Below are 12,004 nucleotides of genomic sequence, written 5' to 3'. Positions count from 1 at the left end.
GAATTTTGCAGGGAAATAACCAAGCTTGCGGGATAGAAATATAGGGGGGTAGCTGGATGGGGCTATAAAGGAGGGCCGGAGTCTAAAAAAGGAAACTGGCACAAGCGGCCACCTACAACAGTTGGGCGGGAACATTCATAAATGTGTAAAAAGGAATAGTTTCCCACCACATTTTATGCAGAATATATACGGCATAAAACACAAGTGCCGTAACAGCCTCTTGAGAAAGCGTTACGGCATTTGTTTAAGTACAGGTTACAGGCTATTTTACCTGAACGAGGTTGTCCTGTAGAGTTTTCCAGCCATACACTGCGGCCACATAGGGGTGGAGGGAACGTGTAACTTGGCGAAAACCATTCTCGTCAATTTCATAGTTGTAGATTTTTGCGGCAATCCGTTCTGCGTCGTCACGATTTTCAGCGACACGGTACAAAACATAATTCGTGCCATCATGGTGCGACATACGGCCTCGTATATCGTAGCCGTCACCGTACCACTCTGCATCATACTGTGTAGATTGTAATATCCCGGCAATGTTGTCACCCAAAATTTGATAGCCTTGTTTGCGTCCGTTCCACAATCCTAAATCTCCAAATGCAATAATGACTCCATTGACATCCTTGTTTAGGTTCTGCCGCTCATCCCCCAATTCATTATACACTTCGTCCGACCACTCTTCATCGCTGACCTTGTAGGCATCATCGTCCAGTTCTTCTCGCTTGAAATTTTGATAATACTCTCTTGCTGTTTCATCCAATAGAGCATCACTTGACCAAATTATTTGTTTCATACATTCTAATTTTTTATTTTCCCTTCCCTTCAGAGGCTTTTACCTCGTCCGGTGGGATTTGATTTTACGTGCAAACCACAAGGCGGAAGAAGGGAACAATGCAAGGAGGAAGCGGAATCCGAAGGATTTCATTTGAACGGCATTGACTGCAAATGAAACGCGCCTTGCAGGTTCACGTCCGACTTAACTTCGCACTGTAAAATTAATGGACGGCGGACGTAACCTCACTTTTGGGAAGAAATATGGTTATAAGAGGGACTGGAAAGCTGCTCAGAGGTATGGAATTGAGAGAGTCTTCTTTTTTCTATTGAAAATCGTAATCTGCCTGTTCATCAAGTGGAGCTAAGTATAACAGTATTACCGGGTGAAGATTTCATTTGGAGCTTGGCATCGCAACAGTCACTTATAAAAGTATGATGCGTATTAATCCGGTCATGAGCAAAACAAAAGCGACCAAAAGATCGCTTTGTTCATGATAAGGCAAGAATTATTTTTTGCCTTTTTTCACGGGCTTTACCGGCTTTTCAGGAACATCCTCCTTTTCGATAGGAGGATAAAACTTGACAGCCACCATAACAACACGATTGTGCTTCACACCGACCTTGTCGGTCCACTCTTCAGGCTTAAAGTAGCCTTCAATGGTGAGCATCGTACCTTTGGTCAGTTGGTCGAATGACCCAGTATTCTCGTTTTTACGCCAAGCCTCAATATTCATAAAGGCTGAAATGCGGTTGGTTTCCTCGGCATTCCTTTCCTGACGGCTTACGGCCAATGGGAAACGTGCGACACTGCTGTTGGTGAACTCTCGGATTTCAGCGTCTTTACCTAAGAATCCGGTTACTGTGAAATTGTTTTCAATCTTTTTCATGTTGAATTGCTTTTAGAAGTTATTAAATCAATTTTTACACTGCCTAAAAAGTAGATGTCGTTTAAGGGATGCACCAAGGATAGCGCGTCAATACGCTTTATTTTTAGCCACAGGTAAAATCGAAGGCTCGATAAAGGAAGATTGAAGCGGCTACGCCATTGGTCAAGACAACCATGTCGTTCCCGTCGGCATACTATCTTTGCAGAGGAAAAATGATGATTGCTTCGATAAAAAGCGATTATGGAAAATGGGAAACAAGTAAACCGGTAATGATAAGGAAAAAGAGCAAATCCAAATGTCGGCACAAAGGCGAGACATCCGTCCGAAAGTCAGTGAAGAATAGCAAAGCCAAAGCGAGACATGCCTGGCTTGAATTGAGACTGTAACAAACAGAATACCATCCAATCAGAAAAAAGGCCACTGCATAAGGAATGTGTCAGCCAAGAGTGGACAGAAGCGTAGGTAGCCCATCCTTGGAGGATAGTGATATCCGCATCGAAAAAAAAATGGAACTGGAAGGAAAAACGGCAGGAAGAACCAGACTTTTCACAAAGTGGTTTCCAATTCGCTTTGTGCGAATGGCTGGTTTCTACAAAAGGGAGTGGCGCAGCCAAAAGAAAAAGTTATAAAAGGAAAATGGAAGTAAGGCTGAAATGGGTGATTCCATTCCAGCCAGTCGATGATATTTGTCCAAGGTGTCATTGAAATTCAACCATCATAATACGATGCTCGAATATTTTGGTTTTGTCGCTGGGACGTCGCTGGCAAACCCAAAGGTGTCGTGCACCGTAACCGTATGTGAAATATTCATCAAGTGGAGTTTTTTTCTCCAACTGTCTCATGCTTTCACGCAATTCCGCCTCATTGCCAGAAAAAAGAATCGTGTTAATGATTCGGAAATAAAGTTCAGTTACCTCGTCACAATAGGGGCAAAAGCTGTGTTCAATTGTTACTTTCATGCTTCTTTTGATTTTTATTGTACTTCGATTATATCTTCAATTCGACCATATAGGACAGAACGTAGTGCGGTTTTGTCAATGGTATAATATTCGGCAATATGTCCGTGTTGTTTCACGAAATACCGTTTGAGAACATCGGAGAAGTCAAAACGGTAGCCCATTAAAGCGATACCTCTTTTGAAATGGCAGCACTCTTTCACATTGCGGGTGAGCCAGTTCTTTTCTTCCCGACTCAACTTGTCGCCATTATCAAGACGTTCCCGTAATTTGTAAACCTTGCTATCTTTCAGTTTTTCCAATTCGGGCACATCCCATTGGACGAATTTCATTGCTATCTGTGTCATGGTTTCTATGTTGTAAAATTGTAAAAATTACTTCATCACAGTATTTAATACTCTCTCTTTGCCACAGATGAAACGAACAGTGATTTTGTTGTCGAAATCACCGACAATCGTTCCATCCGTGTGTCTCTTATAGAATAAGCAAAGTGTAGGATAGACCATAATTTTACTTTATCTTCTTCTACTCATTCAGTTATTAATTTGACCTTCCATTCTCCCTGAGAGAATATTCTAAAGCTCACGTACTCGTCTTCAAATTCATAGGTTAGAATCTTGATATAGACTTTATCTTTGTCCTCCAACGATTCTACCAATTTTTTGATTTCTTCTTCTGGATACACCCAACGAGAGGAAAATTCTGCATCTACACTATCACCATATCGATTGGTAAATTCGCTGAAAGTGTCATCCAAGAAAGCCTCTATTTTGTCGAGGTCTGTTTTATTTTCCGTTCTTGCGTGGAAAATGTTGGTTGCATAATTTGCCATAAATACCAAGTTTTAAGTTTGTTACTTTCCCTCCTGTAGCATTTCACTTACTTTCGGGCTTGATTGAAATTATGTCGCTTCAACAGGTGGCATGGCTATGTATGCAGGGTTTCACTACAAAATACTACCTCTGCGAAGCGGAGCGTGGAGATTTTGTAGTGAACCTTCAGGTTACAACCTTGCATACAATAAAGACATGGCAAATACCTTTGCGACACAATTCCCATCGGGCAGACCGAAAGTTGATATGCGAGCATGTGGGAGTTTGCTCGGTACGGATGTGTGTAAAAGGTGGCTATGAAGTAAAAGAGTATCGCAGCGAAAAGAGAAAAGAGGCAAGAGCTTATCTTCTCTTTTGGCTGTATGGGTAGAATGGGAAAATCACAAAAAGTAACATGAAAATCCAGTTTGGTTTAGTTTGTTAGCCTTATATATGCTAAACTAAATTAAACTAAATATAGGCAGGCATTTTTGGCTGCCTGTACAAAAAAGATTATCTTTGCTACAAGCAATACAACTTCAAGAGATAATAATTTGTATTCTCTTTATGAGCTGCAAATAATTTGTTAGTTAAAGTTAGGAGCAAATTCTTCGAATGATGAGAGCAGATAAAATTGCTCGGAATGCACTCTGAAAGCAAACAAACGAAAAGAAAGAAACAGAGTGCAAATAGAAAAATGAGAAATCACTTTAATTCCTATTTTTGTTCCTTATTTGTTTCTCCATTAAAATTACCTTTCTTATAATATATTGATTATAAAATATTTAAGTGTATATTTTTAAGATGGTTAAGAAATTTGCCAACTATTCTAGAAAGAATAAAAAGTGATGTATGCAGATGTAAACCAACACTAACCAATCCTGACTATATGGCTTGTTGGATAATCCCCAAACAAATTGTTCTAGAAGGATTTCAAACTTTTCCAGGGCTCATCTTAATGGGAAAAATATTCAAACCCATACTACATAAGAAAATAATAAAGTAAATTAAGTAATCTCAATATAATCAGAAAAATTATGGAAATAAACCAAGCAGCCCCCAAGTTTCAGGATGTGTCAATTGCACCTATGCATACAGCAGAGCATTTGCTCAATGCTACTATGGTAAAAACATTCGGATGTCCACGTTCACGTAATGCACATATCGAAAAGAAAAAGAGCAAATGTGATTATGAACTTCCGGTTTGCCCAACCGAGGAGCAGATTCATGCCATTGAAGAAAAAGTAAACGAAGCCATCAATCGCCATTTACCTGTAACCTGTGAGTTCATGACACACGAAAAAGCCAAAAGCATCGTAGACCTGAGTAAGCTTCCGGAAAATGCAAGCGAAATGTTGCGTATTGTTAGAATAGGAGATTACGATGCCTGCGCCTGCATCGGGCAACACGTAGAAAACACATCGGAAATAGGCATCTTTAAAATTATCAGTTACGACTATGCCGACGGAAAATTACGCCTTAGATTCAAACTGATAAAATAGGCATGTAATGGTATCGAACGATCGAGGAATTTTTAACAAATATCTTATCAAAGTATAAATAGGAGAACAATTTGACAGCAAGATAGCAAATTTGACATTACATCTCTGACATTTAGTCAAATAAAGAAAGAATATGGCACTGGCACAGGTTTTGTATCTTCTTTAGTGAACAACGGTTCAAAAGAAAGAGCCGGAGTTCAAAAATTAACCTGAATGTTTAACTAAAAAGATAGGAGACTAAATTATGATGCCTGTTAGAAGATCTCAGAATTGGTTACCAAGTATCTTTAATGATTTCTTTGATAACGAATGGATGGTAAAAGCAAATGCTACTGCACCTGCTATCAACGTAATTGAAACTGAAAAAGCCTACAAAGTAGAGCTGGCTGCACCGGGAATGACCAAGGAAGATTTCAACGTGCGTATTGACGAAGAAAACAACTTGGTAATTTCAATGGAAAAGAAAACTGAAAACAAAGAAGAGAAAAAAGACGGTCGTTATCTGCGCCGTGAGTTTTCGTACTCAAAATTCCAGCAGACAATGATTCTGCCTGAAAATGTAGACAAAGATCACATTTCCGCACAAGTAGAAAATGGAGTTTTGAACATTGAATTGCCCAAATTAAGTGAAGAAGAAGTGAAGAAACCGGACAGAACCATTGAAGTTAAATAAGCTCATTGAATAAGGAAAGGTCCCCTAACACAAAGAGGACTAAGGGCTACACCGGAATTATTCTCCCTAAGGAGATGAAGTTCCGGTGTATTTTTTTATAAAGTGCAACACAATTAGCCCACGCCAAGATGGAATAAAACAAACATTATATCATTATTCCTTCAATAACATCAAGTCTGTCATCCATCTTTTTTGAATATTCAACCGGCACTTCATCAATTAGATTGCTTTAATTAGGAAATTTGGTAATATATGTTGTACCTTTGTAAAACTATTATTAACCTATTATATATACAATGGAAAAAGAAACGTTCGACTACTCAATGGTTCCCAATAATTTTAGTTTATGTACAGAACAAGATTGTCCAAATGCCGATACTTGCCTGCGTCGCATTGCGTACGATCATGTTCCGGCAAGTATAACTTTTCTGTCTATACTGAATCCGAAAGCAAATAAAGAAGCGACAAGAAAAAGATGTCAACATTACTGTTCAAACGAAAAAGTACGTTATGCTAAAGGATTTGTACGCACTACGGGAGTCCTGACGGTAAATGCAGCGAGTACATTCCGCTACAAGCTAATTGCCACTTGGGGAATCAGACGATATTACCAGAAGCGAAAAGGGGAAACTTTACTCTCTCCCGCCGAACAACTACAAGTCATCTCACTTGCCCAAAAGCTGGGCGTTCATCAAGAAGAATACTTTGATAATTATATAGAAGAGTACAAATGGCATAATGAAACCGATTAAAGGATCACTTCATATTACCGGATCTACCTTTTAACAATAGGGCCTAACTCCTCCGGCCCCAAAGGAATATTCCGTTTACATACCGGGGTAAAGACATTTACATACCGGGGTAAAAGGATTTACGCACGGAGGTAAAAGACGTTACATACCGAGGTAAATGGTTTTACATAGCAATGTAAAACCATGGTAAATATAACATTTTGATAATCAGCGATTATTTAGTAAACCATCATAAAGCAACATCCGGAGAATAGCAGTATTTACGTAATACAGACATTAGTCTTGCTTTATCTACCGGCTTGGCAAGATAATCATTGCAACCGGCTTCTAATGCAGCTGCCTTATCGGAGTCGAAAGCATGTGCCGTAAGGGCTACAATGGGTAATTCCTTATTGAACTTCCGAATCTCAACTGTTGCCGTCAGTCCGTCCATTACAGGCATTTTCATATCCATCAGCAAAAGATCAATCCTGTAGTTCTTCGCCATCTCTACAGCTTGCTGTCCATTCATGGCATGAAGCAAATTATAATGCTTACACAGCATGGCCGATAATAACAGATAATTACTTGAGATATCTTCTGCTATCAGAATCGTCTTTCTATCCAAAGCCGCATTCAGATTCCGGCTATATGTCATATTCTCTTCATCTGTGCTTGGCCCGATATGCCTTTCGGGCTCCCGCCCGGTTTTCACTTCCGGATTGCAAGGAATAATGGCCCAGAACAGAGAGCCTTCATGGTATTTAGATTCAAAACCGACACTTCCTCCCATCGATTCGGTCATTGCCTTACAGATAGAAAGGCCGAGCCCTGTGCCTTGAGCAAACTCATCGAGTTTCTCGAACCGATGGAAAACTTTATTCTTTTTCTCCTCCGGTATGCCGATACCTGTGTCTTTTACATACAGACGGATTCCTGTATCCATTACTTCATACCCCATTTCTATAGATCCTTTCGGAGTATATTTAATGGCATTTGTGACATAATTAGTCATCACTTGTGCCACACGGTTTCTGTCAAGTTTCACCAGACACACATCATAAGGATTAATCGTCACCAACCGGACTTCCGGATTAACCATCCGTTGCTTCATAGAAGATGCCATGCCATTAAAATATTCGGCCAGATCAAAATCTTCATATTTTAGTTCCACCGAACCAGACTCCAATTTCGACAGGTCCAGGATATCATTAATAAGTTTCAGCAACAGTTCGTTATTGGTATTGATAATCTGCATATACTCTTCTCTATCAGCCTGCTCCTCCGAGTTCATCAGTAAATCAGAGAAGCCGACAATCGCATTTAGCGGTGTACGGATTTCATGACTCATATTGGCAAGAAAAGCTGACTTAAGTTTATCCGATTGTTCGGCCAGCAGCTTCGCCTGTCTCAGTTCTTCGATCATTCTCTCTCTGTCAGTAATATCATCCACACGAATCACGATGCCATCTATCTCTTCACCTTCACCAAATACGGGAGTAGCCAATACCTCTACAATCCGGTTGTTTTCCGAATGAAACTTTATCTTTTCCATCTGCCTTGATGCCAATACTTTGCCTAACACACAATTTTCACAGGGAGAAGTCCGGTTATGGGCACTCTTATAACAGCACTCTCCCCGCTTATATGCCTCAAAAGAGAGGCTGGACGAACAGACCGATACATTTTCCCATTGCACAACATAATCTTTAGTGATATAAGCCAATCCGGAATTAGTATTATTCAGTACCAATTCATTCTGCCGGATCAGCCTCTTCAGTTTCTCCTTATTCTTCAGCAAAGTCAATTCTGTCTGTTTATAAGATTCAATGCTGATCGTCATGCCGGAGACATACTGATAAGGAGTATCATTAAGAATAGAGGTCTCAAGCACTCCACGGGTTTGCCACCATTCGTAATTCCCGTTTCCCCGCAAGTCCGCACGATATTCTATGTCCCATTCACCACTATCCTGCTTCAGCACTGCATCCATCGTACCGATGAACTGCCTCCGGTCGTCAGGATGCACACATTCTGCAAACTTTTCAAAAGTATTGATGTCCAAAGCATTCCGCCCTATCTTATCAAATCCCTCACCAAAACTGACTCTTTGCTTCGACGGCTCGTAAAACCAAGTATAAGCATTCATCACCTCCATGGATATGGAAAGAACCTTGGCACGGCGTTCAAGGTCATTCTGCAATTTCTGATCCCAACGAATATTGAGCAACAGACGCTTGCTACCATCATAAATGATATTCTTGCGTACAATGGTATCATAGCTGCGACCATCCTTCAGAATAATTCTTTCTACCCCAAAATAAGGCTTGCCGGTAGTAAAAACTTCCAAATCTGTTTTTTGCATGCGCTCCGCCTGTTCACGATCCAGAATGTCACTTACTGTTTCACCTTCATAGGTGCCAAACATCCGCATACTTTCTTCATTACAGAAAACATAACGAAAATCATCTTCCACATCTTTTATGTGTATAGGCAACGGTATGCTATTCAAAATGTTCTCTTGCAATAACTTCCGTCTTTGTAACTCTGTATTGTTTTTGCGAAACCCTACATACTTGACAACTTTTCCATCGACTCCCCTCTCATACGGAGAACAATTCAATTTACAATATTGCCACTCTGATGTATCGGACAGTCTAATCCGAATATCCATTTCATACAGACAATCACAGCCATTAAGCATATCAAGCAAAATAGGTTCCGCTTCTTTCCAATCCTCCGGATGAATATGTTTTTTATAATCTTCAATAGTGAGGGGCTGGGTAGGATCGCAGTTATTAAGTGGTTCATTCTCCGCATAGAACAAATGAGTGCGAACATCAAATTCCCATAAAACCACATCGGCGGCCTGCATGGCCAATGCAGTTTTTTGCTTGCTTTGACGTAATATCTCTTCGGTACGTACCGTTTCGGTCACATCCTGTGCTATAAAAAGGAACTTATCGATCTCCTTATTCTCATCATCCCGGACTACCGATACCGTAATTTCAAAATAACGTATCCCTGATAAAGTTGTCGGATAATAAAATTTGGCTAATTCAAAATCATACTTGACTGTAAAACGAATATTCTCTCCCGCACGCAAGCGGCTCTTCATTTCATCGGGAACATTCGGGTTTTCAAAAATGTTGATACCCAACATATCTTGTTTATCCTTCACCCCCATCATTTTCAGTCCTACACTGTTTATCTCTATCAGGCGGCCTTCACAATCATACAATTCCATCCCTACGGGAAGATTTTCATATATAGTTTGCTGAAGTCTATGGGTTTGAGAAGGGCTTGATGTTTGTTTGCTCATTACGTAATATCTTAGTATATCTGTTTTCTTTCTACAAAAATACACATAAGTTGCAAGCAAACACAGGTTTATCCTAAATTTTCCAGTCTGTTAACCACTTTTCGAATGCTTTTTGAAGCTCTCCGCTGCCTAATTAGCCACTCTTCCGATAGCTCTTCACCGCCCAAATATTGAAAAACAGCGCAAAGGCCAGCAAAGCTCCCAACTGCGGCAATAAATCGATAAACCCGCTCCCCTTGAGATATACCATACGCATCACCTGCATAAAATATTTCAGTGGATTGAGCATAGTGATCCATTGTGCCCACTCGGGCATACTGCGGACAGGAGTAAATAGTCCGCTCATTAAGATTAGAATCAGCATACAGAACCACATGACAAACATGGCTTGTTGCATGGTAGCCGAATGATTGGAAATGACCAATCCAAGACCGGATACAGCCAAAACAAAGATGATGGCAAAGAAATAGATCACCAGAAAATGGCCTGCAGGAAAAATTCCGTAAAGTGCCCATGCCAGAATAAAACAAAGTGTCAGAACCACAAAGCCTATCAACCAATAAGGAATCAGTTTGGCAAGGATAAAAGTGAACTTTCCGACAGGAGTCACATTGATCTGCTCAATCGTACCGGCCTCCTTCTCCCCTACTATATTCAACGCAGGCAAGAAGCCGCAAAGCATGGTAAGCAGCATCACCATCAGGGCCGGAATCATAAACAGTTTATAATCCAGATTAGGGTTGAAAAGATTCTGAGTAAGAATATCAATCCGGGGCAGATTCCCGTTGGCAGCAGCCGGAATGTTTCCACTCTCCGCCTGCAATTCCGTACCATAATCGTTGATGATGGCAGACAGATATGAACTGCCCAAACCGCCCTTGGTCCCATTTACGGCATTGGCGGCCACAAGTACGTGGGCAGCCTCGCCATTCACCCAGTCCTTCTCGAAATCTCCGGGAATTTCAAGCAGCACATCGGCTGTCCCCGCTTCAATCGCTTCCAACCCTTCTTTATAGGAGTCCGGTAAAGCAGTGGTCCGGAAGTAAGTTGAAGCCGTTATCTTATCGACCAGCCTGCGTGAAAGAGCCGAATGATCATTATCTATAATATTCATCCGGATATTTTTTATTTCAAGATTAGCAGCCCAGGGCATAAGAAGCATAATCATGCAAGGGAAGATAAAAATCAACCTCGGCAGGAAAGAGTTGCGGAGCAACTGCTTGAATTCTTTCTCTATAAGATATTTAATCATAACCTGTTTTTGAATTTCTTGAAGCTAATTGTTATCAACACGACTGCCATAAGAGCCAGAATACTGACCTCAGACAGCACAAAAGAAATATCTACTCCCTCAATCATCAATTTACGTACGGCCTGAATATACCAGCGGGCGGGCAGAATATCGGAAATCAATTGCAATACCAGAGGCATGCTCTCTATCGGAAATATCATGCCGGAAAGTAACATTGTAGGCATCATCAAGATCAACCCCGAAGCGAGCATGGCGGCCACTTGCGTCCGTGTCACCGTGGAAATAAGCAATCCCAACGCCAACGACACAAAGATAAAAAGCAATGATACCATTATCAACCAGAACAGGCTGCCTGCCACGGGTACATCAAGTACATAAACTGAAAGCAGCAGAATCGTCGTAAGATTGACAAACGACAGCACAAAATAAGGAACGGCCTTAGCCAGAATAACGAACAAAGGTTTCACCGGAGAAACCAGCAATATCTCCATCGTACCTGTCTCCTTCTCGCGGACAATGGATATGGAAGTCATCATGGCACAGATCAGCATCAGGATAAGTCCCATCACACCGGGCACAAAATTGTAGGCACTCTTCATCTGTGGATTATAGAGCAGTTTCACATCGGGCACAACAGAAGATGCGGACATTCCGGGAGGAAGCATTTCCTGTCGGACGGAAGCTATGACATTAGTGGCGTAACCGGCTTGTGTGGTAGCCATATTCGGATCGGTTGCATCGGAAACCAGTTGCACACGGGCATCGCCTGTATACAGATGATTGGCAAATTGTTCGCTGAATACAAGTGCCATGTCGATTTCATTTTCCTGAAACGCCCTTTCCATCTCCTGTGGAGAATGCAACAGGCACTTCACGGAAAAGTATTCGCTGGCATCCAAACGGTCGATGATCTTGCGGGTAACCATGTCATTCGAAGGGTCGAGTACACCCACACGTACATTTTTCACTTCGGTAGTAATGGCAAAACCAAAGAGAATGATCTGAACAACAGGCATCCCTAACAGAATCAACATAGTCCGTCGGTCGCGGAAAATGTGGAAGAACTCCTTTTTTACAAATGCTATAAACTGTTTCATA

The 12,004-nt window shown here is 41.1% G+C and carries 12 protein-coding genes; 4 read left to right on the top strand and 8 right to left on the bottom strand.

Features of this window, described 5'->3' with window-relative positions:
* Positions 1-262: 262 nt before the first annotated feature.
* The 5 genes from ISX59_RS11375 to ISX59_RS11355 all read right to left on the bottom strand — a co-directional run bounded on the left by ISX59_RS11375 (position 263) and on the right by ISX59_RS11355 (position 3,446).
* Entirely contained in the window at positions 263-790 is a 528-nt protein-coding gene (locus ISX59_RS11375; protein ID WP_004308734.1) for a hypothetical protein, read from the bottom strand.
* Positions 791-1,277: 487 nt separating this feature from the next.
* The gene (locus ISX59_RS11370; RefSeq protein WP_004308735.1) at positions 1,278-1,658 is read right to left on the bottom strand and encodes a single-stranded DNA-binding protein; all 381 of its coding nucleotides are present in this window, start codon (positions 1,656-1,658) and stop codon (positions 1,278-1,280) included.
* A 698-nt stretch (positions 1,659-2,356) separates the two neighbouring features.
* Entirely contained in the window at positions 2,357-2,617 is a 261-nt protein-coding gene (locus ISX59_RS11365; protein WP_004308737.1) for a hypothetical protein, read from the bottom strand.
* Between the two features lie 14 nt (positions 2,618-2,631).
* Positions 2,632-2,961 (bottom strand): hypothetical protein, encoded by a 330-nt coding sequence (locus ISX59_RS11360; protein WP_004308738.1) that lies wholly within the window; start codon positions 2,959-2,961, stop codon positions 2,632-2,634.
* Between the two features lie 182 nt (positions 2,962-3,143).
* Positions 3,144-3,446, bottom strand: coding sequence for a hypothetical protein (locus tag ISX59_RS11355; protein WP_008659523.1), 303 nt, complete (start codon positions 3,444-3,446; stop codon positions 3,144-3,146).
* A gap of 71 nt (positions 3,447-3,517) precedes the next feature.
* Between ISX59_RS11355 and ISX59_RS11350 the strand changes: the two genes are divergently transcribed.
* The 4 genes from ISX59_RS11350 (at position 3,518) to ISX59_RS11335 (ending at position 6,353) form a co-directional block, all read left to right on the top strand.
* Complete coding sequence (locus ISX59_RS11350) at positions 3,518-3,817, top strand: hypothetical protein (protein ID WP_008777440.1); 300 nt, start codon at positions 3,518-3,520, stop codon at positions 3,815-3,817.
* A 646-nt stretch (positions 3,818-4,463) separates the two neighbouring features.
* A complete protein-coding gene (locus tag ISX59_RS11345) occupies positions 4,464-4,928 on the top strand; it encodes a hypothetical protein (protein WP_005820550.1) in 465 nt (154 codons plus the stop codon).
* A 244-nt stretch (positions 4,929-5,172) separates the two neighbouring features.
* Entirely contained in the window at positions 5,173-5,601 is a 429-nt protein-coding gene (locus ISX59_RS11340; RefSeq protein ID WP_005778266.1) for an Hsp20/alpha crystallin family protein, read from the top strand.
* A 296-nt stretch (positions 5,602-5,897) separates the two neighbouring features.
* A complete protein-coding gene (locus ISX59_RS11335; protein WP_022012635.1) occupies positions 5,898-6,353 on the top strand; it encodes a DUF6078 family protein in 456 nt (151 codons plus the stop codon).
* Positions 6,354-6,582: 229 nt separating this feature from the next.
* On the opposite strand, the gene ISX59_RS11330 is transcribed toward ISX59_RS11335, so the two are convergent.
* From ISX59_RS11330 to ISX59_RS11320, 3 genes are all read right to left on the bottom strand, one after another.
* Positions 6,583-9,654, bottom strand: a complete 3,072-nt coding sequence (locus ISX59_RS11330) for a response regulator (protein ID WP_220575921.1) — start codon at positions 9,652-9,654, stop codon at positions 6,583-6,585.
* Between the two features lie 133 nt (positions 9,655-9,787).
* Positions 9,788-10,906, bottom strand: a complete 1,119-nt coding sequence (locus tag ISX59_RS11325) for an ABC transporter permease (protein WP_005806587.1) — start codon at positions 10,904-10,906, stop codon at positions 9,788-9,790.
* Complete coding sequence (locus tag ISX59_RS11320; protein ID WP_032540508.1) at positions 10,903-12,003, bottom strand: ABC transporter permease; 1,101 nt, start codon at positions 12,001-12,003, stop codon at positions 10,903-10,905. Before ISX59_RS11320 ends, ISX59_RS11325 begins: the two co-directional genes overlap by 4 nt.
* Position 12,004: the final 1 nt, after the last annotated feature.

Source organism: Bacteroides sp. FSHCM14E1, assembly GCF_019633785.1.
Lineage (GTDB): Bacteria > Bacteroidota > Bacteroidia > Bacteroidales > Bacteroidaceae > Bacteroides > Bacteroides hominis.
This window is presented reverse-complemented; position numbering and strand designations above follow the sequence as displayed.

Excerpts from the sequence above, each read along its gene's own strand:
- ISX59_RS11375 (WP_004308734.1), bottom strand. The coding sequence starts at position 790 with ATGAAACAAATAATTTGGTCAAGTGATGCTCTATTGGATGAAACAGCA.
- ISX59_RS11370 (WP_004308735.1), bottom strand. The coding sequence starts at position 1,658 with ATGAAAAAGATTGAAAACAATTTCACAGTAACCGGATTCTTAGGTAAA.
- ISX59_RS11365 (WP_004308737.1), bottom strand. The coding sequence starts at position 2,617 with ATGAAAGTAACAATTGAACACAGCTTTTGCCCCTATTGTGACGAGGTA.
- ISX59_RS11360 (WP_004308738.1), bottom strand. The coding sequence starts at position 2,961 with ATGACACAGATAGCAATGAAATTCGTCCAATGGGATGTGCCCGAATTG.
- ISX59_RS11355 (WP_008659523.1), bottom strand. The coding sequence starts at position 3,446 with ATGGCAAATTATGCAACCAACATTTTCCACGCAAGAACGGAAAATAAA.
- ISX59_RS11350 (WP_008777440.1), top strand. The coding sequence starts at position 3,518 with ATGTCGCTTCAACAGGTGGCATGGCTATGTATGCAGGGTTTCACTACA.
- ISX59_RS11345 (WP_005820550.1), top strand. The coding sequence starts at position 4,464 with ATGGAAATAAACCAAGCAGCCCCCAAGTTTCAGGATGTGTCAATTGCA.
- ISX59_RS11340 (WP_005778266.1), top strand. The coding sequence starts at position 5,173 with ATGATGCCTGTTAGAAGATCTCAGAATTGGTTACCAAGTATCTTTAAT.
- ISX59_RS11335 (WP_022012635.1), top strand. The coding sequence starts at position 5,898 with ATGGAAAAAGAAACGTTCGACTACTCAATGGTTCCCAATAATTTTAGT.
- ISX59_RS11330 (WP_220575921.1), bottom strand. The coding sequence starts at position 9,654 with ATGAGCAAACAAACATCAAGCCCTTCTCAAACCCATAGACTTCAGCAA.
- ISX59_RS11325 (WP_005806587.1), bottom strand. The coding sequence starts at position 10,906 with ATGATTAAATATCTTATAGAGAAAGAATTCAAGCAGTTGCTCCGCAAC.
- ISX59_RS11320 (WP_032540508.1), bottom strand. The coding sequence starts at position 12,003 with ATGAAACAGTTTATAGCATTTGTAAAAAAGGAGTTCTTCCACATTTTC.